The following is a 24,944-nucleotide window of genomic DNA, read 5'->3' on the forward strand; positions in this document are numbered from 1 at the left end:
CTATAATGAGGCAACTTGGATGCGATTAGGCCAGGTTGTGGCATTTTACCGAGAATATGCTGCAATTATTACTAATGTTAGTATTCTATTATTTGAAAAAATGGTGACCATTGGGTTTGTTTTTTTTTGCGAGGGGGTAATTAGTCATTTACTCGGTGTGTCATTATATGGGAAATGGCTATATTCGCTCAACGCCGTCATTTTATTGTCATCAGTTACATTGATTGCTGGCTCGGAAGTTGTTGTTCCGGCATTAGTTCGGCACCCTCATTTGCGTTGGAAGATACTATCTTCAGTATTTGTTTTTCGTCTACTTTTCGCTTTGGTTGCTTTGCTTGTCACATTAGTTTACGCAAATTTTATTATCGTAGATCAAGATGTAAGATTAATGCTGATGCTATTGGCACTGGTGCTCATTTTTAATGAACCATTTTCAGTAATCGCCAACTACTATCAAGCCACCACAAATATAGGCATTGTTGTTGCGATTCGTCTTGCAATTTTATTATTAAGGGTGCTTTTGGTAAGCCTCGCTTTTTTATTTTCATCTTTTTTCATTATCTATTCAAGCAGGGCAATAGAAGCACTGTTTTTAGCTATCTCTCTGAGTTGCGTCATTTATTTTAGCGGTGGAATCTGGGACTGGAATAAAAAAGTGGCAGTAGTAATGCTAAGTCGAGGTGGGGCGCTATGGGTACCATTAATGCTGATGCTGATTTATATGAGGATTGATCGTTTCTTCATCGAGCATTACTTAGGGTATGAACAACTAGCCATGTATGGCGTAGCTAGTCAAATGCTCGAGCAGGGCGTACTTGTACTTGGTATAGTTGTGCAGTCGATAGCGCCAATGATGTTATATGGGCGCAGAGTAAAAAAAATACATACGATCTGTTTAGGGTTGTTACTAGTTGCATGTGCCTTGCAATTAATGGGTTGGTTATGGCTACATGAAATTGTCAATTTTATATTTGGCAAACATTATAAACCAGCTGCAGAATTAGCCATTATGATGTTACCTGCGCTTTATTTTTTCGCTGTGGATAGCGTTTTAATGCAACGATTATACCGTGACAAAAAATATTTTTTGATAATGTGCAAGTGGGTATTTCTATTAATTATAAGCATATTCAACTATTGGCTATTACTAAAAGTATTTTGTTCCGGTGACATATACATCGTTTATATAGTTAATGCTTTTCTGATGATGGCAGCGACGATGTTTATATACTTCACTCATCAATATAAAGGTTACGTGTGTAAGGTCGTGCAATGATAACAATAATGACGCCAACTTATAACAGAGCATATGTTTTACCAAGGTTATATGACAGTTTGTGTCAGCAAACAAGGCGGGACTTTGAATGGCTCGTAATCGATGACGGTAGCACTGATGGTACCGCCAAGCTTATTTTTGATTATAGAGTTAAATCTGACTTTTCAATCAATTATTTTTATAAAGAAAATGGAGGGAAACATCGCGCTATAAATGAAGGTGTGGTTCATGCGACCGGTGATTGGATTATTATTGTAGATAGTGATGACTTATTAACTGGTGATGCTGTTGCCAAGCTATATGATGTTATGAATCATATAGGCTCGGAATTTGTTGGGATGTGTTTTAGAAGAGCAACATTATCTGGCAACATAATTGGTATCTCCGGCACAGCATGGAGCAAGTCAATGGTAATGCAGCCCATCATGGCAGGGCATATATTAAAAGGTGACTTGGCTTATGTTTTTCGCACTAATGTTATGCGCGAGTGTCCTTTTCCAGAGTTCCCGAACGAAAAGTTTGTACCAGAGTTATATATATGGAGTAAAATTGCTGATATCGGTAAGATAATTTTTTATTTAGACCAGGTAATATACTTGTGTGAATATCTTCCTGATGGCTACACCTCAAATTTTAAAAAAAATATAAGAAGTAATCCATGTGGTTTTGGTTTGTTTTATCGAGACCAAGTGATCCGAGATACTCGATTGTTCGGCAAGGTCAAAGCATGTATCAGAAGTCTCCAGTGTATTCTTTACTGTTGGTTGAAGAAATAGCATGAAAATTGCGATGATAATCACAGGTCTTGGTATGGGGGGCGCTGAACGACAAGTGTGCGATTTGGCAGATCAATTTATTAGGTTGGGCCACCATATATTAATTATCTCAATGACTGGTGAAATTAGAAATCGCCCACATTCGACAGCAGCAGACATTGTTTCACTACAGATGAGGAAAACTCCATTTAGTGTTTTCAAAGCATACTGGCAGGCGATCAGGTTCCTTAATCAATATAAACCGGATGTGGTGCACAGTCATATGGTGCATGCAAATATTTTTGCTCGATTATTACGGTTATTTGTGTCATTTCCGAAGCTTATCTGCTCTGCGCATAGTGTTAATGAGGGGAGAGGGTGGCGGATATTGGCATACCGGCTTACCGAAATATTGTGTGATCTTAGCACAAATGTAAGCCAAGAGGCAGTTGAGGCTTTTATTAAACAAGGTGCGGTATCTGCAGGGCGAATGAAAGTCATGTATAACGGTATTAACACGGAGCGCTTTTATTTTAACGCTACAGTCAGAAATAAATTACGCTCTCAGCTTGGGATTGATGACAATAACATATTGTTAATTTCGGTAGGCAGACTGACCGCTGCCAAGGACTATAAAAATTTGCTTGTTGCATTTGCGATGTTATCTTCGAGATTCAATAATATTAAGTTGGTCATTATAGGTGAGGGTGAGGAAAAAGAATACTTAACCACAATTGCTAGCGCACAGGGGATTGGCGAGCGAGTTCATTTCTTGGGGCTGCGCTATGATGTTGAAGATTGGATGAGTGCAGCAGATATATTTGTGTTGTCATCAGCTTGGGAGGGGTTTGGTTTAGTTGTGGCTGAGGCTATGGCTACTGAGCGGGTAGTGGTTGCCACCGATTGTGGTGGAGTGAGGGAAGTGGTTGACTCTGCTGGATTTCTTGTCCCCTCTAAAAATAGTCAGCAGCTATTTACCGCGATTGAGCAGGCTATGATGCTCTCGCCGCTTGAGAGAGAGGTGATGACCAAAGAAGCTCGGACTCGGGTTATTAACCATTATTCAATCGAGACTATCTGTCAGCGTTGGTTAAATTTGTACCAGGACTACACATGAGCAAACATCTTTGTATGGTGAGTAATACAGCGTGGTCAATGTGGAATTTTCGCCGCGGGTTATTATCTGCACTTATACAACATGGATATCGAATAACGATTGTTGCTCCACCTGATAATACAGTTTTTTCGCTCTGTGATTTGGGGTGTTCATTTATTCCATTGGTACTATCTCCTAAAGGAGTCAACCCAATGATTGAGCTAAAATTAATATTTGATTTCGTGAGGATATATAGGAGAGTTAATGCGGATTTAATTATCCATTATACGGTAAAACCAAATGTATATGGTTCTTTTGCAGCACGTCTTTGTCGCACACCTACCTTGGCTATAACCACTGGGTTAGGATATGCCTTTATGAATGATGGTTGGGTGCCTAAAGTAGTAAGGTTGCTTTATAAATTCGCTTTTAAATATCCTAAGCTAGTCATTTTCTTAAATGAAGATGATCGTCTTGAATTTGTATCAAGACAGTTGGTAGATGAAAAAAAGACTTTATTGCTGCCTAGCGAGGGTGTTGATTTGAGTTTTTTTCATCCTTCAAAAAAACTTGCTGAAGATGACTCGGTTAGTTTTTTGCTCATTGCGCGGTTGTTATGGGATAAGGGGGTTGGAGAATATGTAGCGGCCGCAAAGCAGATTCACATTAGTCATCCAAACATAAAGTTTAAATTGTTAGGCGATGTTCTGACTGATAATCCACGAGCGATTGGATATGCACAGTTGCATGAATGGATCAATGAAGGCGTGCTGGAATATCTCGGTACTACACATGATGTTAGGCCTATAATAATGGAAAGTGATTGTATTGTGTTACCTTCTTATCGGGAAGGACTGCCAAGAACTATGATCGAAGCTGCTGCAATGGCAAAGCCTATTATTGTTACCGATGTTCCTGGATGTAGAGATGTACTGCTACATGAGAAAACCGGATTACTCTGTCAAGTTAGAAATGTGTCATCATTGACTGATGCAATGATGACATTCATACGGATGACTAAAGCTCAAAGAACCTTGATGGGTAATGCTGGGAGGCAATTAGTCAGTGCCAGATTCGATGAAAAAAAAATTATTGGCATATACTTTGATATATTGGCTCAGCATATCGATGGTGCTCCCCCCGTGGTTGAGAACTAAAATGAGTTTTTCATGATGAATAATAGCTATTATCCATATGGTGGTCGTTGGTATGACCTTGTACGGTTTAATTATAAAATAATGTTCTTTTTTACATCCTTGGTATCAACATTACTACCTGCATTTTTGTTTTGGGGAGGGGGCTTTTGGGGTTTCCTTGATGATGTAAAAATAAACTCACTTTTAGGCATCTTTATAACATGCATTACTGCTGGTTTTTGCCTGAGTCGAGTACTTTGCTATCCTGGAGTTAATGCCTTATCTTATATGATTCCAACAGTAACCGCAGTGTATGGGATATTATTTAGTGTGTTGCTGCTGTTCCGCCTTGAGTATAGTAGGCCAGTAATTATAAGCTCGTATATATTGGCTCTAGTATTTTGCTGGCTTATTTATTACTTAGGGGAACGATCTGGTAAGGTTAAGTATTCGATCATCCCTGTTGGCAATTATCAGAAACTGTGTGCCTTGACTGATGTTGAATGGAATATTCTTCAAAAACCTAATTTTTCTCTGTTTTGTGGTAATGCAGTAGTTGCTGACTTTCACTCATCTGATTTGACAAGTGAATGGCAAAAGTTATTAACAGATTTCGTTTTGTTAGGAATACCAATCTATCATAGCAAAACTATATATACGTCATTAACAGGCCGAGTGAGCGTTGAACAATTATATGAAAATGACTTGGGTTCCGCTATCCCATCGTTGTTTTATTTCTTTCTAAAAAGACTTGCCGATCTCTTGATTGTTATAATTTCACTCCCCTTTTTAATGCTGGTACTACTTATAGTAGCAATATTAATAAAGCTGGAAAGCCCTGGCCCTGTTTTCTTTAAGCAAAAGAGAGTTGGGCTTGGTAATAAAGATTTTGTAATGTATAAATTCCGTAGTATGCATGACAGTTCATTATTAGATAATGCGTGTTTTGCTCAGGAGGTTGACAAGCGGATTACTCGTTTTGGCCATGTCATTCGTAAATATAGAATTGATGAACTCCCGCAATTTTTTAATGTTCTTAAAGGGGATATGAGCTTGATTGGTCCACGACCTGAACAGCGTTTTTTTGTGGAGAGGTTTGAGTCTGAATTACCATTCTATATGTATCGTCATATGGTCCGTCCTGGTATAAGTGGATGGGCTCAGGTGATGCATGGCTACTCAGCTGATACAGATAGTACTCGTATAAAATTAGAATATGATTTTTATTATATTAGGAATTTTTCTCTTTGGCTTGATCTATTAATATTAATTAAAACTATTAAAACAATGTTGTCAGGGTTCGGGGCTCGTTGAGTATATGGACATAATATATGGGTAGTTTATATTGGATTTTATTATCATCGTACTGGTTTCTAGGCATGCATTTTTTCATGCACAACCCCGGTGGGGCCGGGCTCTATCTGCCGTTCAATGCCTGGGGCTGGATCTTCGCCAGCCTGGTCATCGGGTTGGGGCTGTGGCGGGTAACGCTGCAGCAGCGGCTAGTGTTCTCCTCGTTGCAGAGCTGGCTCTGGCTCGGGGGATTGTTGCTGCTGCTGCCCATGGCCTATCCCGGCTTTGAACTGAAAGACTACGCCATTCCCCGTTTGCTGGGGTTGTTCGCCGGTTTGCTGTTTCTGTTCTGTCTCTATCAATGGCAACTGGCGCGGGTATCCCGAGACCGGCTGCTCTATCTGTTGCTGGGGGCGGTGGCCATCGAGGCGCTGCTGGGCCTGGTGCAGTACTACCTGCTGGTGCCGGGCAACTGGATCGGCTATGACACCCACGTCAACCGCCCCTACGGTATCTTTCAACAACCCAATGTGATGGCCAGTTTCATGGCGACCGGGCTTGCTCTGGCCAGCTGGCTGGAGCTGCGTGGCAATCCCCATGTCTGGCTGCGTGGGTTGCGCTACGGGGTGATCCTGGCGGCCAGCCTGCTGTTGGTGGTGCTGCAATCCCGGGTGGGGCAGTTGGGGGGCTTGCTGGCACTGCTCCTGCTGGTACCCGAGCTGCGTCGTCATCGTCTGCTGGCCAGGGTGCTGGCACTGGTCGCGTTCGGCATCTTGCTGGGGGTTGCCTCCCAATACTGGATTGACGGCCTCAGGCGTGGGCTGGAGGCCTATCAATCCGGCGGCATGCGCTCCATCTACTGGCCCTATGCCGCCAAGCTGATTGCCCAGTCTCCCTGGGTGGGCTGGGGCTATGGCAGCTTTGAAACCACCTTTTTGCACCACTACATGGCCGACAAGGCGCTGAACCCGGCCATGGTGCAGATCGAATACAACCTCGATCACCCCCACAACGAGTTCCTCTACTGGGCGGTAGAGGGGGGGATAGCTCCCATGCTGGGCATGCTGCTGATGGGCGCTGCCCTGCTGTGGCGGGCGAGCCGGGCCGGCTGGCGCAAGGGCACAGCCCTGCTGGCGCTGGTGACTCCGATCCTGCTGCACACCCAGACCGAATACCCGCTTTACCACGCCATCGCGCTCTGGTGGGCCTTGCTGATGCTGGTGTATGTGCTGGACGCGGAAGTGGAGGAGGGGCGACTGGAGGCGGGGCATGCCAGCTGGCGCGAGCATGTCTACCGCCCCTGGCTGTTATTGCGTTTTACCGCCATTGCCATCCCCCTGCTGGTGGTGCCCTTCATGTTGACGGCGCTGCACACCGCCTGGGTGGTGACCAAGTACGAGCGCGGCGGCTACAAGGAGCCGACCCTGCTGCTGGATGTCATCAATCCCATGGCCTGGTTGACCCGGGTCGAGTTTGACGTCAACTCGGTGCGGCTGATGGTGGGCTTGCAGGCCAACAATCACGCAGAGCTGGAGGCGTATTTAGAGTGGGGTCAGGCGTTTGTACGCCACACGCCGCGAGCCAACATCTACGCCAACATGGTGATCGCGCTGGATGCGCTGGGACGCAAAGAGGAGGCGCGGGCCCTGCGCCGCGAGGCGCTGGCGCTCTACCCGGGAGATCCCTTGCTGACCGGCTCGGCCGCCACATCCGTGGCCACGACGCTGGAGCGTAAACCCTCGGCCTGATAGCGGCTGTCGAGGCCATACCGGGCGGGCAGGCTGCGCGATGTTTCATCAACTGCCCTATCGCCTCGCAAAAATGGCGGCCGCTGCTGGACGGCAGAGGCGCCATGGCTAAGATAGTGGCCTCAACGTCTTGTTCAGTAGGGAGTATGAAATGGAGTTAGTGCTTGGCCCGTTGGAGGCCCGCGTGATCGGCTGTCTGATCGAAAAAGAGATCTGCACCCCGGATCAATACCCCCTCTCTCTCAATGCGCTGGTCAACGCCTGCAACCAGAAGAGCAACCGCGAACCGGTGCTCGAGCTGTCAGAGCTCGACATCCGGGCCGTGGTGGATGAGCTGATCCGCAAGCGGCTGGTGGTCAATACCGCCGGTTTCAACGCCCGGGTGCCTCGTTACCAACACCGCTTCTGCAACACCGAATTTGGCGAGCTGAAGTTCACCGCCCAGGAGCTCGGCATTATCTGCGAGCTGCTGCTGCGCGGCCCGCAGACACCGGGTGAACTGCGCTCACGCACCAACCGGCTGTGCAGCTTCGATGACGTGACCGAGGTGGATGCGGTGCTGGCGACCCTCATCGAGCGTGGCCCCTATGTGGTCAAGCTGCCGCGCGAGCCGGGCAAGCGGGAGTCCCGTTACGCCCACCTGTTCAGCGGCGAGGTGGATCTGCAGGCGCTGGCCGAGGCGGCCCCCGCCGGCAACTATGCATCGCCGGCGGCGGACCGGTTGAGCGCGCTGGAAGAGGAGGTCGAGAGCCTCAAGGCGCAGCTGCAGGCGCTGGCCGAGCGTCTGGCCCGGCTGGAAGGCTGACGTCAGAACAGGATCTTTTCCAAGAGGCGCTACGGCGCCTTTTTTATGGCCGCGTTTCCCCGTCAGGGCCGCGGGGGCGGCAATGACGGGTTGTCTGCGTCCCGTCGTCATGGTCGGCCCGACCAGCAGGCGCCAGCTTTTTTGCGTTATTTCGCGCTTAAGGGTCGAGCCGCAGTCGCTTTCCCGTTAAAATTCCGCTTTTGCACCGGCCCGTGAGTCTCGATGTCTGCGTCCACTCTCTCTTCAGATTGTTATGCCCTGCTTGGCGAGCTGCAGTTGCAGCGCACCGCCAGTACCCGCTATTTGCAAGAACAACTGCCATCTGGACAGACCCTGCCGGATCGGCTCGGTCAGTTGCAGCAGCAGGGGCTGGTTCGCCAGCGCGGGGAGCAGCAGTGGAGCCTGACGGCAGAGGGAACCCTGGCGTTGATCCTGGCGGTGCGCCGCGGCGACTGCCCCATGCCGAACTGGGCACGGGTGCCGTCGGTCACCGGTCAGGAGATGGCCCAGGCGCTGGTGCGCGAGCTCTGTCTGGGGGAGGCCGGGCAAGTGCCCGCTTACTATCTGGCGGCCGACCTGCTGAGTCTGCTCGATCTGCCCGACGCCCAGCTGCTGCTGGCTGGCTCGAGCCCGCAGTGGCAGCGGTTGCTGATGCAGCACTTCGCCCTGCAGACCCTGCTCGATGCCGAGCCCCAACCGCAGTGGCCGCTCACCCCGCTTGCCCAGTACTGTGCGCCCGAGCTGGCCAGCCTGACCGAGGGCTTTGCCGCCGAGTGGCAATGGCTCTGCGGCGAGCCGAGCGGGGAAGCGACCACTCACTGGCCCGCCCTGCAACAGTTGGCGGAGCAGGAAGACGAGCAGCCGCTGGCAGAGCGCCTGCTGGCTGCGCTGGGGGCCTGGCAGGCGTCAGCGGGCGCGACGGGCGCGGGTCAGTGGCCTGCCACCTTCAGTGCCCTGCTCTGGCTGGGCTGGCTGCAGCAGGCGGATCCCGTGCTGGCCAGCGAGCAGCGCAAGAAGTGGCTGCGCACTTTGGCCAATCAGTTCCCCCTGCTGGCCGATCTGCTGGGACAGTGGGCAGGGGAGCGCCACGGCCAGGCGGTCGGGCTGTTCGACACCCTGCAACTGCCGCTGGAGGAGCTCCATTGGGGTTACCTCTGGCTCGATCTCTGTGCGCTGGCCCGGCACGGCGAGCAGAGTCCCCAGGTGGCCATCCTGCACAAGTGGGATCTCTCCCACGTGCTGGAGGCCGCGCCCCGCCACCGCTTGATGGCCTTCTGCCAGGATCTGCTGCGCCTGCTGCTGGGGCAGGGGGCAGAACGCGCCCCGCTGCAGCAGCTGCGGGCCGCCGGGCAGGATGAGCAGGGGAGTGCGCCTGAAGATGAGGAGAAGGCTCCCGCCTCGGCCAGCTGGCTCAACTGGCTGCAGGGACTGGGCCGCTCCAGCGGCGTGCGCAAACCGCAGGAGCGGCTGGTCTGGCTGCTTCACGCCGAAGGGCCCGAGCTCGAGTGCAAGATCCAGAAACAGAGCACCAAGGGGGAGTGGACCGCCGGTCGCAGGGTCGATCCCGCCCTGCTCTCCACCCAGTACGCCGCCCTGCTCGACGAAGAGGATTGGGCGCTGGTGCGCACTCTGCCGCGCAACATGGGGCGGCTGCCGCGCGAGGTGTGGGCGCCGCTGGCCAACCACTCCCGTTTGTTCAATGCCCGAGGGCAGAAGCTGCAGCTCGCCATCACGGCGCCACTGCTGCAGATCGTGGCCACCGAGCAGGGCATGGGGGCTGTATTGAGCCCGGCCGCGGCCGCGCGAGGGGCGCATATACTACCGCTTGCGCAGGATCTGTGGCAGCTCATCCTCACCCCCCAGGCCCTGCAGGATCGCCTGCCGGCGCTGGAGGCCATTCCCGACCTGCCGGCCGAGGGGCTGGCGGAGCTGCAACGCACCCTGGATGCCATCCCGGATCTGCCCTGGCACAGCCAGGTGGCGGGGCTGCATGGCAACGCCGAGCTGACGCCCTGGCCCGGTGTGGCCTCGGTGCAGCTCGACTGGCAGGATGGCCAGCTGGCGGTCAGGTTGGTAACCCGGTTCGAGGAGCTGCCGCCGCTGCCCCTTGGCAAGGGAGAGGCCATCGTGCGCCAGGGGATCAAGGATGATCACTACTGGCAGCGGGATCTGGCGGCCGAGCGGGGCGAGGCCCAGCTGCTGCGCAACCAGTTGCCCATCGAGCTGCCGGGCAGCGAATGGCGGCTCGAAGGGGAGCAGGCACTGGCGCTGGTCAACGCCTTGCCGGAGCTGGTGGATGCCGGCGTGGTCATTCACTGGCATCAGGACAGCGCGCGTTTGAAGAGCCTCGATGAGGCGGCGCTGAGCCTGCGCATCGAGCGGCGTCAGGACTGGTTCCAGGTGGAGGGGGCCCTCTCCCTCGATGAGCACCAGATCCTCGATTTGCGCTTGATCCTGCGCCAGCTGACGCCGGGCCAGCGCACCGTCCAGCTCGACGAGAAGACCAGCCTGATGCTGAGCGACAAGCTGGTGGAGCGGCTCACCATGCTGGGGGCCATGCTGGATGACGAGCAACGCATCAACAACAAGCTGGCCTATCCGCTCACCCGTCTGCTCTCCGTCATCACCACCGAGGGGGATGCCGCCTGGCAGAACCTTCAGCAGGAGTGGCAACAGGAGGTGGCGTGCCCGGACGAGTTGATGGGGCCGCTGCGGGACTATCAGAAGGAGGGGGTGCGCTGGCTGGCGACCCTGGCCCATCACGGTTTCGGTGCCTGTCTGGCCGATGACATGGGGCTGGGCAAGACATTGCAGGCCCTCATCGTGCTGCGCATGCGCCAGCATCTGGGGCCGGCCCTGGTGGTGGTACCCAAGTCAGTGGTCACCAACTGGCAGGAGGAAGTAGCCCGCTTCGCCCCCGAGCTGGAGGTGGTGGTGTTCGACAACCCCGCCGAGCGGGAGGGGATGGTGCGCGAGGCCAAGGCGGGGCAGATCATCCTGCTCAACTACGGCATGCTCGGCAGCCTGGCGGAGGCGCTCAAGTCGCGCCGCTGGTCCAGCATGGTGCTGGATGAGGCGCAGCAGATCAAGAACGCCGGTACCCAGCGGGCCAAGCTGCTGTTCCAGCTCGACGGTGATTTTCGGCTCGCCCTCTCCGGCACCCCCATCGAGAACCATCTGGGGGAGCTGTGGAGTCTCTTCACCTTCATCAATCCGGGGCTGCTGGGTAGCCTCGGCGAGTTCAAGCGCCGCTTTGGCAAAGCGGTCAAGGATCCCCAGCACATGGCGCTGCTGCGGGCGGTGATCAGCCCCTTCATCCTGCGCCGGCTCAAGCACCAGGTGCTGACCGAGCTGCCGGACAAGACCGAGATCATCCACCACATCAGCCTCTCCCCGGCGGAGCGCCAGCTCTACGAGGCGACCCGGCGCGAAGTGGTGCAGCAGGTGCAAAGTGCCGATGGCCGCGCCCTGATGCACGTGTTGAGCGGCCTGACCCGGCTGCGCCGGCTCTGCTGCTCGCCCCAGCTGGTGATGCCGGAGTGGGCCGAGGCCAGCAGCAAGCTGGACGAGGCGATGGCGCTGCTGGAGGAGGCCATCGACGGCGGTCATCGGGTGCTGGTGTTCAGCCAGTTCGTCGATCTGCTGAGCCTGCTGCGCACCCGCATCGAGCAGCGGCAGTGGGATTATTGCTATCTGGATGGTGGCTGCTCGGCCAAGGCGCGGCAGGACTCCATCCTGCGCTTTCGCCACGAAGCGGTGCCGCTGTTTCTCATCAGCCTCAAGGCGGGGGGCACAGGGCTCAACCTCACCCAGGCCGATACCGTGCTGCACCTCGATCCCTGGTGGAACCCGGCGGTGGAGGATCAGGCGAGCGACCGGGCCCACCGCATGGGGCAGACCCAGCCGGTGACCGTCTATCGCCTGGTGTGCGAGCAGACGGTGGAGGAGAAGATTGTCGCCCTGCACGACGAGAAGCGGGCGCTGGCCGATGGCCTGCTGAGCGGCCAGTCGGAAGTGCGCGGGCTGGATGTGGAGAGCCTGCGGGCCCTGCTGATGAGCTGACGAGGGGCTGACACGGCGCAAGAAACAAGGGGGAGCATCCTGTGATGCTCCCCCTTGTTGTTGGGCGATACGTGTTGTGAGGTGAGTGGGTTGTGCCTGGTGGACAAGGGCCCCTTAGCCCTGATAGAGGTAGAGGTGGAGCCGCTCTATGATGGGCTCGCCGCCAATCTTGCGATCCCGCCTGGCCTGGCGCAGCTTGGGCGGATAGTGGCCAAGATGGGTGACGGCCGGCTGGCTGTCCGCGCAGAGCAGCAGTGGCAGGCTTGCCTTGATCTGCTGCTTGCGGGGCTCCCGATCCAGCCAGAGCAGGTTGATCATGGGGTGGGTCTTGACCGGGCGGCGGATCCTAAGCTCTGCATCCGCCGGCAGGCGGCGGATATCGTAGACCTCCTGATCCACCATCTTGCTCCACTCCTCGTTGTCCGACAGCGCCGGGACATAGCGGCGGCTGCGCTCCAGCATCTCCAGCACCTGCTCGCGGCTGAGGCGGTTGATGCTCTGCTTGTCGGCCCAGGTAAAGCCCAGCGAATGCAGGTCACCCTCCAGCAGGGTCAGCTTGCGATAGACCTGCAGGGTGATGACCCCGGGCAGCGCCCTGTGCACCAGCTCGAACTTCTCGTCCCGGCTGCCCGCCTGCTGTACCAGGGCCTTGAAGGTGAGCTTGCACTCATTGATCTCGTCGATCAGCGGTCGCAGCAGCGGGGCGCTGGCGGCGGGCAAGCGCAGCCAGCCCGGCAGGCGATGGGTGGCCTTGGTGGAGCAGCCGGCGCGGGCACTGTGATCCCGATAAGCGGCCAGGGTGGCGGCCAGCGCCTCTTCACCATCGAGGTAGCCCACCGTGATGGTGTCGATGGGCTCGTGCTCCGCTCCCTGCGCGACGGCGGGCAGGGGATAGACGTGGGCTTCCAGCAGCTCCAGCTGCGTCAATTGATCCGCCAGCCTGGCCAGCGCCTCTTCGAGCCGCTCCATCTGTTGGCGCAAGGCGGCGGTGGGGGTGAATGTCTCCATCGGCATATCCTGTGTCGCCCTTGCCGGCCATGGGGCGGGAAACGGCAAGGCGGTAAAGGTACTGTATAAATAACCATATCAGCCCTGTGTATGCGTGCCAAGTGGGGCGAGAGGCGGGCAAGGCGATGGGTCACTGGAAGGTAACTGTGGTGTATCAACGTGTTAATTGAAGATCAACGAAAGATCTCTTCATTAACAATTGAATGTAAACAGCCGGTTGACCCTGCTTTTTGCCAAGGACGGGAGTGCATAGCCAGCAGAGGAAACTGCATAGTTAGAAGGGAGCCATGCAGGAGAATATGCTGCAGCCTTTCATCAGGCCCAGAAAATGTTTGTTAGTCTTTTATAATCAGTATCTTATGATTATCTCACTGCGGACATCAACCATTAGTTTTACTAATGTCTGCTATCAAAATTCGTCAATTGAGTCGGCCATACCCCCTGACTAAGCTTTGCGCAACAAATTTGCACCCGCGCAGACACCCTACAGAGGAGCCATATCATGGCCAACATGACTTATACCGCCGCCGGTTACCAGCATTCCAGCCAACTGAATCTGGTTGCTCGCGTCAAAATGACCGTACTGACCTGGCTGGAACGCAGCCGCAGCCGTCGCCAGCTCTCCGAGCTGCCCGAATACCTGCTCAAGGACATCGGTCTGAACGAAGCCGATCGTTATCAAGAGACCACCAAGCCGTTCTGGCGTGGTTGATCTGCCGGGCAAGGATGCCTCGTTTTTTTGCTGATCCACGGCCGCAGACCGCCGCCGTCACGGGTTGATGGATTGCCCTGTTCATCAGCTGCTTCATGCTGATCGCCTTACCCCATTTCTTCCCTCACGGCTCTGTGCCGCTCTCTCTCTGTTCCCTACGCCCCGATCCTGCTCCACACTCAAACTTGTAACATTACTGTTTGAATTTGTTTAAAAATTGATTTTAAGCCGAAGCGCCTTGCGTATAATCCGCCCATAGCGTTCCTGACAAAAGGGTGAGATGGATGATTCCCCAGCATGACTTTTTGGCCCTGACCCGCCGCCACGAGTGGCAGCTTGAGCCCTTTTCCTATGCGTTGGCCAATGGCGACAGGGTGAGTGTCTGGGATACCGGCGTGCTCTGCCTCGAGCCCGCCTTCGGGGCCGGTGAGCAACCCGGTGGGCGCAAGGATATCGTGCTCTCCTGCGGCATTCACGGCAACGAAACCGCGCCCATCGAGATCTGCAACCAGCTGCTGACTCGCCTGCTCTGCGGTGAGCTCAAGGCCCGCCATCGGGTACTGTTCCTGTTCGGCAACCCGGCAGCCATGAACCTGAGTGTGCGGGAAGTGGAGGAGAACATGAACCGGCTCTTCTCCGGCGCCCACAGCAAGGGGGAGGGGCTGTGCAACCAGGAGCGGATCCGCGCCATGCGCCTCGAGCAGTATGTGAGCCGCTTCTTTGCCGACGAGGGGAGGCCTCGCTACCACTACGATCTGCACACCGCCATTCGCGGCTCGCGCCACGAGAAGTTTGCCGTCTACCCCTTCCCCCACGAGCGGCCTCACTGCAAGGAGCAGGTACAGTTTCTCGGTGCCTGCGGCGTGCGCACCATTCTGCTCTCCAGCGGCCCCACCACCACCTTCAGCTATTACAGCTCCCATCGCCATGGCGCTCACGCCTTCACGGTGGAGCTGGGCAAGGTGCGCCCGTTTGGCGAGAATGACATGACCCGTTTCATCGAAACCCGGCAGGCGCTGCAGGATCTGGTGACCCGGGATGAGGTGGAGCTGGAGCCCTGGCGAGCGGATGACTTCACCATCTTTGCCATCGATCGGGTGATCAACAAACGCTCGGAGCAGTTTCGTTTCCTGTTTGCCAGCGATGTGGACAATTTCACCGAATTTCCCCAGGGTTTCGTGCTGGCCGAGGATGGCGAACTGCGCTACACGGTAGAGAAACTGCGGGAGGCGGTGGTGTTCCCCAACGCCAACGTGGCCATCGGCCAGCGTACCGTGTTGCTGGTGGTGCCGACCCGGCTGTGGGAGTAACCCGGCGCGACCCCTGATGACAATCTCAGGCTGCCGCCGGCCTTGCCGGCCGTGCAGCTCGGAGCGGGAGCCCCTGATGCTCCCGTCCCGCCCTGACAGGGAGCCCGACGTGGCTCCCTGTTTCGTTTTCTTTCAGCCGAAAAATCCAGCTTCTTTCTGAAATTAAAGAAGTTTCTACTGGTCTTACCTGGCTAAATCTCATTGCCCTTTGGTTAACAATCTATTTACATTCAAAGGGTCACCTCATGGTGGTGACGTTGACAACGGCAAGGAGCCAGTTATGACCCATGTCGACATCCCTTTCCTTCGTTACCTCGATGAGGAAGGGCGCCCGGTCGCCACACTACCGACCTGGCTGGACAAGGCGATGCTGCACACCTTCTACCGAAACATGGTGATGGTGCGCAGTTATGACAAGAAAGCGATCGCGCTGCAGCGAACCGGCAAGCTCGGCACGTTTCCCTCCCATCTGGGGGCCGAAGCGGTCGGGATAGGCGTCGGGCTTGCCATGCAGTCGCAGGATGTCTACGTGCCCTACTACCGGGACATGCCCACCCTCTATGTGCGGGGCGTGCCCATGGAGAAAAACCTGCAGTACTGGGGTGGGGACGAGCGCGGCAGCGTCTTTTACAAGGCCGACGGTGAACTCTCCGAGGATCTGCCCATCTGCGTGCCCATCGCCACCCAGATCACCCATGCCGCCGGCATCGCCGCGGCCTTCAAACTGCGCAATCAGCCCAGAGTCGCCGTGGTGACCATCGGCGATGGTGGCACCTCCAAGGGTGACTTCCTGGAGGGGCTCAACTGTGCCGGCGTCTGGCACCTGCCCATGGTGATGATCATCAACAACAACCAGTGGGCCATCTCGGTGCCGCGCAAGCTGCAGTCGAGCGCCCCCACCCTGGCCCAGAAGGGGATAGGGGCCGGCGTGCGTAGCCTCCAGGTGGACGGCAACGACGTGGTCGCCGTTTATGAGGCCACCCGCAGCGCCGTCGAACGCGCCCGCAGCGGCAAGGGGCCGACCCTGATCGAAGCGGTCAGTTACCGGCTGGGGGATCACACCACGGCCGACGATGCGACCCGCTATCGGGAAGCGGCCGAGGTGGAAGCCGCCTGGGCCAAGGAGCCGGTCAAACGGCTGCGTCAGTTCATGTTTGAACAAGGCTGGTGGGACGAGCAGCAGGAGCAGGCACTGCTGGCCGAGGCGGCCCGCGAGGTCGAGCGCGCCGTGGCCGTTTATGAAGGAACGGCGGCGCAGGCCCCGGAAACCCTGCTCGACTATCAGTTTGCCGAGTTGCCGAAGGATTACCGCACGCAGCGCCAGCGCATCATCGCCAAAGGCATGCAGCAGCACAGCGGGGAGGAAGCATGAGTGATATGACGTTGCTCGAGGCCGTCAATCTGGCGTTGCATCACGAGATGGAGCGGGACCCGGATGTGGTGGTGCTCGGCGAGGATGTGGGGGTAAACGGCGGGGTGTTTCGTGCCACCGTGGGCCTGCGCGACAAGTTCGGCTTCAAGCGGGTGATCGACACGCCGCTGGCCGAGGGGCTGATCGCCGGGGTGGCGGTCGGCATGGCCACCCAGGGGCTCAAACCCGTGGCCGAATTCCAGTTTCAGGGGTTCATCTTCCCGGGCATGGAGCAGATCATCTGCCAGGCGGCGCGGATGCGCAACCGTACCCGGGGCCGCATCACCTGCCCCATCGTCTACCGCTCCCCCTATGGCGCCGGTATTCACTCCCCCGAGCACCACAGCGAGAGTGTGGAAGCCCTGTTCGCCCATATTCCCGGGCTGCGGGTGGTGATCCCTTCCAGCCCGAAACGGGCATATGGCTTGCTGTTGTCGGCTATCCGTGACCCGGATCCCGTGATGTTCTTCGAGCCCGATCGCATCTATCGCTCCATGAAATCCGACGTGGTGGATGACGGCATCGGCCTGCCGCTGGATGTCTGCTTCACCCTGCGTCCAGGCCGCGACCTCACGGTCGTCGCCTGGGGGGCCTGCATCCAGGAGGTGATGCGGGCTGCGAACCTGCTGGCGGAGCAGGATATCCAGTGCGAGGTGCTGGATCTGGCCACCATCAAGCCGCTGGACATGGAGAGCATACTGGCATCGGTGCGCAAGACCGGCCGCCTCTTGGTGGTGCACGAGGCGTGCGGCAGCTTCGGAGTCGGTGCCGAAATCGTGGCACGGGTCACCGAGGAGGCGCTCACCTCCCTCAAGGCACCGCCCAGACGGCTTACCGGGGTGGACGCCGCCGTCCCCTACTACCGCAACGAAGAGTATTACCTCATCACCGAGCAGGACATTGCCGATGCGGCTCATCAGCTGATGGAGAACCAGTGGCTATGAAATTTTTCAAATTACCGGATCTGGGTGAAGGCTTGGCCGAAGCCGAGATCGTCGAATGGAAGGTCAGCGCCGGCGATACCGTGAGTGTCGACCAGGTGTTGTTATCGGTAGAGACGGCCAAGGCGCTGGTGGATGTTCCTTCGCCGGTAGCTGGGGTCATCGCCAGGCTGTGTGGTGCCGAGGGGGACATTCTGCACATAGGTGCGCCGCTGGTGGAGTTCGAAGGCGGCGAGGATGACGGCACCGTGGTCGGCAAGGTCAACGCTCATCAGCAGCATATCGAGGATCACTTCGTGGTGGGCGCCATCGCCCCCGGCGGCGCCCTGGTGCAGGCCATGCCGGCGGTGCGCCTGCTGGCCCAGAAACTGGGGCTCGACATCGAGCGGATCAAGGGCAGCGGCAGTGCCGGCATGGTGACCGAGCAAGACGTGCAGCAGGCGTTCGAGGCCCAGCAGAGCAGTGGCAACGAGTTCCTCAAGGGGTCGCGCCGGGCCATGGCCAAGGCGATGGAGCTCTCGCACCAGACGGTGGTGCCGGTCAGCATCACCGACGAGGTGGACTTGCGCCACTGGCGCCCCGATGAAGACGTTACTGTAAGGCTCATCAAGGCCATCGGTGTAGCTTGCCGGGCCGAGCCCTCCATGAATGCCTGGTTTGACGGCGACACCCTGTCAAGACGGCTGTTCAGGGAGGTCAACGTGGCCATTGCGGTGGATTCCAAACATGGGCTCTACGTGCCGGTAATGGAGAACGTGGCCGAGCGGGAAGGGGCTGATCTGCGCCAGGGGCTGGATCGCATGATCGCCGACGTGAAGGCGCGCGCCGTACCGCGCGAGATGCTGCAGGGGGCGACCATCACCCTCACCAACTTCGGCGCCATCGCGGGCCGCTATGCCAGCCCGATCGTGACGCCGCCCCAGGTGGCCATCATTGGCGCGGGCAAGTTGTTCGAAAAGGTGGTGTTCATCCATGGGGAGGCGCGCCCGGTCAGAGCGCTGCCACTGTCGATGACATTCGACCACAGAGCCTGTACCGGCGGCGAGGCGGCACGCTTCCTCAAAGCCCTGGTTCAGGCACTGGAAGCACCTACGCTGTAACGTTTGTGCCCTGCCGTGGCAGGGCACAAATTGTTTGCGTAATCCCCAAAGCCACGTATAATCTCAACCAGCTTGAAAGGGCGATAGTTATGTCAATGAATATGATGTTTTACATCTTTTCCTGTTGTTCATAAGTTAATCCCGTTTTTTGAGCTTTATCCGCTGAAAAGCATAAGTAATTATTTTGAATACAGGTTTAAAGATATGTCTAACATGATCACCGGTACCGTTAAGTTTTTCAACGAAACCAAAGGTTTTGGCTTCATCCAGCAAGAAAACGGCCCGGACGTTTTCGTTCACTTCAGCGCCATCCAAGGTAACGGCTTCCGTACCCTGGCTGAAGGTCAGCGCGTACAGTTCTCCGTGACCCAAGGTCAAAAAGGCCCGCAGGCTGAGAACGTAACTGCTCTGTAATTCTTACAGAATTTAAGAAAGCCGTGGTGCCTTTGGGTTCCACGGCTTTTTGTTTATGGGCGTTTTTCACCGTCCGTCGGTGTGAGGCGTGACCTTCTACTTCTGCATGTTGTGCCGACTATGCTGCCATCCCTTCTGCTTGCCGCCACTCTGATAGCCTCCACCGATCAACAGGGGCCGAACCTCGTTGAGAAAGAGGCCATGGCCGTGTGCCAGCAGTTTGTGCAGGTGCGGGTGGGTGCTGGCAGGCTTCCGGACGAGATCAGGGCGCAGCCGTTGCCGCAACGGGCGGGGGAGTGGATGGTCGATGGCAAGATAAAAGGACCCGAAGGTCCTTTGCTGTTTGCCTGTCTGTTGCGTCAAGGGAAACGCTGGGAGCTGCTCAACTTTTCGCTGTGGGCTCCCAAGGCGGTCAAAGCGGTTTGAGTGCCACCAGCAGGTGCTGCAGGTGTTCCACCATGGTCATGCCAAAGGGCGTCAGATAGCCGCCATCTTCCGCGCTGATGAGTCCCTGCTGATGCAGGCGAACTGCCGCCTGGCAGAGTTCGTCGGACATGTCGCTGCGCAACTTGATCCCCAGGCTCATGTTGGCCGGATCAAAGCATGCCAGTATTTTCAAATCGTTTACAAACTCGCTGGAAACCTGGTCGATCCCGATCATGAATGCACTCCTTACGCTAAAGATGTATGCAAACTAGCACTCCCGGATCCACTTTAGTGGGCGCTGGCTCAAACTATTGGGCTTTCTCTCTCCCTGGCGTGCTCGAACGCTGCTTTTTTGGCCGTCATCTGGTGAATAAATTGAGAATTGTTTGAGTCCGGCTTTGCGGCGTCAAACATGATAGGATAGGGCTTCCTTTGTCTATCTGGCCGATATTGTCTGTCGGCCCCCGGTTCAAGGCGCATTCCATGGTCAAGATCACACTGGTATCCCTGCTGCACACCCTGGGTTCCCGTTTTTCCGTCTACCCGGCCTCCCTGTTATTGCCGCTGCTCGAACAACATGAAGGGGATGTCTGGCTACCCGCCTGCAAGGGGGCTGATGTCGCCGCCCTGCATCAGCATGGCAAGGGCGCAACCGCCCAGAGTCTGGCACCGCTGACGGCTGCCTGGTGTGACTTCGCGACCGGTGAAGAGGGGGCGACGCCTGAGCTGGATGCGCTGGCCAACTACGACAGCGAGATGATGGACAACCTGCAGATGTACTGGCACAGCCCGGCCAAGATCAACAGCCCGATCACCGACAACCTGTTCGAGCTGCGCCGCGAGGTGGTGGAAGAGGCTCATGGCGGCAAGCTGGCCGATGCCTGGGACAGCGCGCAGCAGGCTCGTCTTGCGCAGATCCTGGCGGGGGCTAGGGCCGGTCGGGATCAGCTCTGCTTCGTCGAAGTGGAGGCGGCCTACTGGCTGCGCCAGCGCCTTGGCGAGATGGCGGAGATCGACCTGGTGACTCCTGAGCTCGGGTGAACCTGCTCAAAAATCGGTGACCGATCTCTCATACTGGACAAGGCGCCGGCAAGATGTGAACATGGCGCCCTTTATTGCACAAGAGACTTGACCGATGAGCTATGAACTGAGCGACACCGAGCGCAATGCTGCGCTGCAACTGAACGCGGACTACCGCTTTGATCACTTCATCAGCAAGCTGGTCGAGCACGAAGAGCTGTTCGTTCTGACCGACGAGCACGGCGTCATGATGCTGACCACCGACGATGAAGACTGCATCCCGGTATGGCCGCACCCGGAGTACGCCAAGGCGTGGGCCGAAGGCGAGTGGGCCGACTGCAAGCCGCAGTCCATCACCCTCAAGGTGTGGCTGGAGCGCTGGATTGACGGCATGGAGCAGGATGAGCTGTGCGTGGCCGTCTTCCCGACGCCGGATCAGGAAGGTATCGTGCTGGAGCCGGCCGACGTGGCCGACGCCATCGCCCAGAAGCAGGCCAAGCGCGGCTAAGCGCCTCCTGCCTCAGCAGCAACCTAGGTTGCAAAAAAGACCCCGCCACTGTGCGGGGTCTTTTTGTTGATGGCCTTGGCACACCCTGGCAAAGAGGCAGGCTGCGCAGGCCCCCTATTTCTGCTGATAGGTGGTGTCAACCAGGGTGACGGGCGGGAAGGGCTGGCCTGCCTTGATGGCTGCCCGGGTCTGCGCCTTGGTCTCTTCATCAATCCAGAATAGACCGCCGTAGCTGTAGCCACTGTTGCTGCCGTCCAGCGGCCAGTAGAGCAGCTCGCTCTTGGGCGTCGCCGGCAACTTGGGCAGTTTTATCCAGCGCCAGGCCCCCTCCCGGGTGTAGGGCACCTGATAGGCGGGCACGAAGCTGGCCAGTTCATAGAGTCGCTGCTGGATCTGGCGCGACAGCGCCGCCTTTTTGGCGAAGTCGAACTCCTTGTCGTACTGCTCCACCAGGGCTGTGATGGCGTCGTCATTTATGTTCATGATGTTGTTGGTCTGCGGCTTGTTGGCGTTGACCTTGTGGAAATATTCCCAGTAGGCGGGATAGCGGCTGGTGCTCCAGCCCATCCAGGCGCTCTGGTGTTTCTTCTCCAGCATCGATTTGAAGCCGGCCGAGGCATCCATCAGGTTGAGCTCGAGGTTGAGCCCCGCCTTCTTGGCCTCTTCGCGCAGCAGGGTGAGGCGCTGGGCGTGCTCCGCCGTGGTGTAGGTGATGCTCAGAGTCAGCGGCTGGCCCTTGTCGTTTTGCAGGGTACCGTCGGGGCCGGGCTTGGTGAAACCGGCCCTGGCGAAGTACTGGCGCGCCAGCTCGGGGTCAAACGGGCGGGCCTTGAGCGCCGTGTTGGTGAACTCCCCCTGGCCTGAGCCGTAGCTGTTGAGGCGTTGGTAGTCTCCCCGCAGCAGGGTGGTGAGCATCTTGTCGAGGTTGAGGGCATGCTGGATGCCGAGCCGCACATTGAGGTCGCGCAGCAGCGGGTTGGCGGTGTTGAGATAGAGCCCCATGGGGGACTGGGGGGTCTGGTTGTAGAACCAGAGTCGCTCGATATAACCCTGCTCGAACTCAGGCGTCCTGGTCTTGTCGTGCCACCAGTTGGGCATGACCAGCGGGAAGGTATCCAGCTCGCCGCGCAGGAAGTGCTGCCAGGCGATGTTCTGATCCCTGAGCACCTTGAGCTCTATCCGGTCCGGGTTGAAACGGTGCTGGAAGTAGCGCTCGTCATTGCCCCACCAATCCTTGACCCGCTCGAAGGTGACCGACTTGCCCTTCTTCACCTCGCCAAGCTGGTAGGGGCCGGTCACCGGCAGCACCTTCCAGTTGTACGCCTTAACCCAGTCGGCGGTGATCTTGATGGCGTGGCTGGGGGCCGGGGTGAAGGGGAGGGATTCCAGCAGATCCTGGCGACTCTTGGCACTGCCGCTGGAGATGGCCAGGGTGTGGTCATCAAACTTGGTGACGTCGCTTATCTGGGTGCTGTAGTAGTTGTTGTACCAGGGGTCGTTGATCTCCTTGCTGCGCAGCAGCTTGAGGGTGAACAGCCAGTCATCGGCGGTGACCGGTTGGCCATCAGACCAGCGCGCCTTGGGGTTGATGCGCAGATAGAGGGTCTTGTGGTCGGGCCCAAAGGCCCATTCGTTGGCCAGCATGGGCATGGGATTGCCGGTGACGGGGTGGGTACTCAAGAGCGGCAGGTTGGTCTCCCGCACATAGCCGGCGAAGCCGCCGTTGGAGTCCGGACCGTACACCCGCAGGGTCAGCGGAAAACTGGTCATGAAGCCGCGAAAGGTGCCGCCCCGCTTGGCGGCCGGATCCGCGAACACCGGATCCGCGTTGTTGCTCTCCCACTTGAGGTCAGCGGGCAGGGTGGCGCTCCAGCCGTAGTGGCTCAGGCAGAGGGTCAGGGTGATGGCACTGGTGCGCAGAAGGCGCGGGATGATCCGGGGGCCGGCGGTGACTGTCGATGGCATGTCCTTGCTCTCCTGATGGCTGCGTCCTGCAGGCCATATGTTGATGATGCGAGCCCCGTTGGGGGCTGGCTCATCATGAAAAGTTTCTCCGCCCCGGTCAATGGCGACGGGTAAATAAGCGTCAGGCGGCGGTCTGCGATTTGAACCAGCGCAGCCGCCCGCCCAGCAGATGCACCACGAACCCCAGCAGCACCAGGGCCGAGCCCAGCCACTGCAAGGGGGTGGGGTGCTCGTCCAGCAACAGGGCCGCCGCCACCATGCCGACGCAGGGCACCAGCAGGGAGAGGGGGGCCACCTGCGCCACCGGGTAGCGCATCAGCAGCCGTCCCCACAGGCCGTAGCCGAGCCAGGTGGCGACAAAGGAGAGATAGAGCACGCACAGGATCCCCTGCCAGCTGATGTTGAGCAGGCTGCTGGCCATCAGCTCAGGCCCCTCGAACAGCCAGGAGAGGGCGAAGAAGGGGAGGATGGGCACCAGCCCGCCCCAGGCGACCAGGCTTGGCAGAGACGTCTTGTAACGCAGGCCGATCTGGCGATTGATGACATTGCCAAGGCCCCAGCAGGCGGCGGCGCAGAGGGTCAGCACGAAGCCGAGCAGGGTGAGATTGCCCTCGCCATGGGTGGCAATGAGGTAGAGCCCGGCCCCCGCCAGCGGCAGGGCCACCCAGTGGTGGGGTTGCCAGCGCTCCCCCAGCCAGATCATGGCGAACAGCAGGGTGAACACCACCTGGGATTGCAGTACCAGCGAGGCCATGCCCGCCGGCATGCCGAACTTCATGGCGCAGAACAGAAAGGAGAACTGCCCCAGGCTGATGGCACCGCCGTAGGCCAGCAGCCAGCGCCAGGGCATGGCGGGTCTGGGGACCAGCAGGATGGCGGGAAAGACCACCCCGACGAAGCGCAGCGCCCCCAGCAGCAGTGGCGGGATCCCCTCCAGCCCCCACTTGATGGCGACGAAGTTGAGCCCCCAGCAGAGGATGACCAGAGCGGCCAGAAACTTGTCCTTGGTGTGCATGTCACGTCCTTGAAAGAGTGGCCCTTGCCAGGCGGTGGCCAAAAGAGGACGAGCATACCCCAGCCTCGGTGGGCGCCGTCAAGCGGCCAGGCGGGGGAGCAACCCGGCAACGGGGGGCAAGGTGCGATTCAGGCGGTGACGCAGTGCACTGTGATGCCGCGCGCAGTCAGGGTGGATCGCATGGTGACGGGCAAGGCGTCGTCGGTGACCAGCACGCCGATCTGGTTCGGCGTGCCGAGCGGGCTCGGATGGATGGCGCCAAACTTGCTGCTGTCGGTGATGACCACATTGGTCACCCCCTTGGCCAGCACGCTGTTGACCACATCCGCCCGCATCATGTCGCGGCCGGTGAAGCCCACCTCGGGGTGAAAGCCGTCCACCCCGATGAAGGCCTTGGAGAAGTGCACCTGCTCGATGCACAGCCGGGTCAGCGGCCCCACCACGCTCTCGCTCTGATGCTGGAACAGACCGCCGAGCAGCACCACCTGGGCCTGGGTGTCGCGCAGCAGATGGGCGATGTAGCTGCTGATGGTGATGATGGTGACCCGTTTGTGCAGGGCCAGATGACGGGCCAGCAGGGCGTTGGCGCTGCCCCCCTCGATAAAGACCGTCTCGCCATCCTCCACCAGCTGGGCGGCGCGCTCGGCGAGGCGCTCCTTGAGCAGGTAGTTGATGTTCATCCGGGCGTCGGGGTCGTCGCTCTCCAGCGCCATGGCCGAGCCGTGCACCCGCTTGAGCAGCCCCTGTTTTTCGAGGGCGGTCAGGTCGTTGCGCACCGTCACCTCCGAGACCCCGGTACGTTGGGAGAGCTCGCTCACGCTCATCTTGCGGGCCTGATGGACCAGGGTGAGGATCAGTTGGTGGCGTGGGTTCATGGGACCTCGCTGGCTGGCAGTGGATAGCGGCAAGCCACCTCGCGGGTGGCTTGCCGGTCATAATGGGG

The 24,944-nt window shown here is 57.5% G+C and carries 22 protein-coding genes; 17 read left to right on the plus strand and 5 right to left on the minus strand.

From position 1 onward, the window contains the following. The first annotated feature begins 19 nt into the window (after positions 1-19). From AB5Y98_RS03675 to AB5Y98_RS03710, 8 genes are all read left to right on the plus strand, one after another. Positions 20-1,276, plus strand: coding sequence for a lipopolysaccharide biosynthesis protein (locus AB5Y98_RS03675; RefSeq protein ID WP_368231358.1), 1,257 nt, complete (start codon positions 20-22; stop codon positions 1,274-1,276). A gap of 8 nt (positions 1,277-1,284) precedes the next feature. Continuing rightward, the gene (locus tag AB5Y98_RS03680; protein ID WP_231504380.1) at positions 1,285-2,052 is read left to right on the plus strand and encodes a glycosyltransferase family A protein; all 768 of its coding nucleotides are present in this window, start codon (positions 1,285-1,287) and stop codon (positions 2,050-2,052) included. A gap of 1 nt (position 2,053) precedes the next feature. Further along, entirely contained in the window at positions 2,054-3,148 is a 1,095-nt protein-coding gene (locus AB5Y98_RS03685) for a glycosyltransferase (protein WP_368231359.1), read from the plus strand. Beyond that, a complete protein-coding gene (locus tag AB5Y98_RS03690) occupies positions 3,145-4,284 on the plus strand; it encodes a glycosyltransferase family 4 protein (RefSeq protein WP_368231360.1) in 1,140 nt (379 codons plus the stop codon). The genes AB5Y98_RS03685 and AB5Y98_RS03690 overlap by 4 nt, the downstream gene beginning before the upstream one ends. Positions 4,285-4,296: 12 nt before the next feature. Beyond that, the gene (locus AB5Y98_RS03695; protein ID WP_336290962.1) at positions 4,297-5,577 is read left to right on the plus strand and encodes a sugar transferase; all 1,281 of its coding nucleotides are present in this window, start codon (positions 4,297-4,299) and stop codon (positions 5,575-5,577) included. A gap of 17 nt (positions 5,578-5,594) precedes the next feature. Then, positions 5,595-7,304, plus strand: a complete 1,710-nt coding sequence (locus AB5Y98_RS03700; protein ID WP_368231361.1) for a Wzy polymerase domain-containing protein — start codon at positions 5,595-5,597, stop codon at positions 7,302-7,304. Positions 7,305-7,455: 151 nt separating this feature from the next. Then, positions 7,456-8,109 (plus strand): YceH family protein, encoded by a 654-nt coding sequence (locus tag AB5Y98_RS03705; RefSeq protein WP_042051956.1) that lies wholly within the window; start codon positions 7,456-7,458, stop codon positions 8,107-8,109. A gap of 222 nt (positions 8,110-8,331) precedes the next feature. Continuing rightward, positions 8,332-12,171 (plus strand): DEAD/DEAH box helicase, encoded by a 3,840-nt coding sequence (locus AB5Y98_RS03710; RefSeq protein ID WP_368231362.1) that lies wholly within the window; start codon positions 8,332-8,334, stop codon positions 12,169-12,171. A 114-nt stretch (positions 12,172-12,285) separates the two neighbouring features. Here AB5Y98_RS03710 and AB5Y98_RS03715 read toward each other — a convergent pair whose 3' ends face one another. Further along, positions 12,286-13,179: a DNA replication terminus site-binding protein gene (locus tag AB5Y98_RS03715; RefSeq protein WP_368231363.1), complete on the minus strand. Its 894-nt coding sequence runs from the start codon at positions 13,177-13,179 to the stop codon at positions 12,286-12,288. A 502-nt stretch (positions 13,180-13,681) separates the two neighbouring features. Between AB5Y98_RS03715 and AB5Y98_RS03720 the strand changes: the two genes are divergently transcribed. The 7 genes from AB5Y98_RS03720 (at position 13,682) to AB5Y98_RS03750 (ending at position 19,493) form a co-directional block, all read left to right on the plus strand. After that, positions 13,682-13,891: a DUF1127 domain-containing protein gene (locus AB5Y98_RS03720; RefSeq protein WP_005302810.1), complete on the plus strand. Its 210-nt coding sequence runs from the start codon at positions 13,682-13,684 to the stop codon at positions 13,889-13,891. A gap of 284 nt (positions 13,892-14,175) precedes the next feature. Continuing rightward, a complete protein-coding gene (gene astE, locus AB5Y98_RS03725) occupies positions 14,176-15,201 on the plus strand; it encodes a succinylglutamate desuccinylase (RefSeq protein ID WP_368231364.1) in 1,026 nt (341 codons plus the stop codon). Positions 15,202-15,481: 280 nt separating this feature from the next. After that, the gene (pdhA, locus tag AB5Y98_RS03730) at positions 15,482-16,573 is read left to right on the plus strand and encodes a pyruvate dehydrogenase (acetyl-transferring) E1 component subunit alpha (protein WP_368231365.1); all 1,092 of its coding nucleotides are present in this window, start codon (positions 15,482-15,484) and stop codon (positions 16,571-16,573) included. Next, positions 16,570-17,556: an alpha-ketoacid dehydrogenase subunit beta gene (locus AB5Y98_RS03735; protein ID WP_005302805.1), complete on the plus strand. Its 987-nt coding sequence runs from the start codon at positions 16,570-16,572 to the stop codon at positions 17,554-17,556. Before pdhA ends, AB5Y98_RS03735 begins: the two co-directional genes overlap by 4 nt. After that, positions 17,553-18,653: a dihydrolipoamide acetyltransferase family protein gene (locus tag AB5Y98_RS03740; protein ID WP_017778578.1), complete on the plus strand. Its 1,101-nt coding sequence runs from the start codon at positions 17,553-17,555 to the stop codon at positions 18,651-18,653. Before AB5Y98_RS03735 ends, AB5Y98_RS03740 begins: the two co-directional genes overlap by 4 nt. Before the next feature lie 204 nt (positions 18,654-18,857). After that, the gene (locus AB5Y98_RS03745) at positions 18,858-19,067 is read left to right on the plus strand and encodes a cold-shock protein (RefSeq protein ID WP_005302803.1); all 210 of its coding nucleotides are present in this window, start codon (positions 18,858-18,860) and stop codon (positions 19,065-19,067) included. 120 nt (positions 19,068-19,187) lie between these two features. Continuing rightward, on the plus strand, positions 19,188-19,493 hold the full coding sequence (locus AB5Y98_RS03750) for a hypothetical protein (RefSeq protein WP_267996695.1): 306 nt from the start codon (positions 19,188-19,190) through the stop codon (positions 19,491-19,493). Here the strand turns inward: AB5Y98_RS03750 and AB5Y98_RS03755 are convergent. After that, positions 19,480-19,728, minus strand: coding sequence for a TIGR02647 family protein (locus tag AB5Y98_RS03755; protein ID WP_005302794.1), 249 nt, complete (start codon positions 19,726-19,728; stop codon positions 19,480-19,482). The genes AB5Y98_RS03750 and AB5Y98_RS03755 overlap by 14 nt on opposite strands. A 248-nt stretch (positions 19,729-19,976) precedes the next feature. Between AB5Y98_RS03755 and AB5Y98_RS03760 the strand changes: the two genes are divergently transcribed. Beyond that, entirely contained in the window at positions 19,977-20,534 is a 558-nt protein-coding gene (locus tag AB5Y98_RS03760) for a hypothetical protein (RefSeq protein ID WP_319906504.1), read from the plus strand. A 94-nt stretch (positions 20,535-20,628) separates the two neighbouring features. After that, positions 20,629-21,021 (plus strand): DUF2750 domain-containing protein, encoded by a 393-nt coding sequence (locus tag AB5Y98_RS03765; protein ID WP_005302792.1) that lies wholly within the window; start codon positions 20,629-20,631, stop codon positions 21,019-21,021. A 114-nt stretch (positions 21,022-21,135) separates the two neighbouring features. Here the strand turns inward: AB5Y98_RS03765 and AB5Y98_RS03770 are convergent, their stop codons facing one another. From AB5Y98_RS03770 to AB5Y98_RS03780, 3 genes are all read right to left on the minus strand, one after another. Beyond that, complete coding sequence (locus AB5Y98_RS03770; protein ID WP_368231366.1) at positions 21,136-22,986, minus strand: extracellular solute-binding protein; 1,851 nt, start codon at positions 22,984-22,986, stop codon at positions 21,136-21,138. 121 nt (positions 22,987-23,107) lie between these two features. Further along, complete coding sequence (locus tag AB5Y98_RS03775) at positions 23,108-24,001, minus strand: EamA family transporter (protein WP_005302790.1); 894 nt, start codon at positions 23,999-24,001, stop codon at positions 23,108-23,110. Positions 24,002-24,129: 128 nt separating this feature from the next. Beyond that, complete coding sequence (locus tag AB5Y98_RS03780; RefSeq protein ID WP_368231367.1) at positions 24,130-24,876, minus strand: DNA-binding transcriptional regulator YciT; 747 nt, start codon at positions 24,874-24,876, stop codon at positions 24,130-24,132. Positions 24,877-24,944 lie beyond the last annotated feature (68 nt).

The sequence above is a fragment of the Aeromonas sp. s3 genome, from assembly GCF_040907805.1.
GTDB lineage: Bacteria > Pseudomonadota > Gammaproteobacteria > Enterobacterales > Aeromonadaceae > Aeromonas > Aeromonas dhakensis.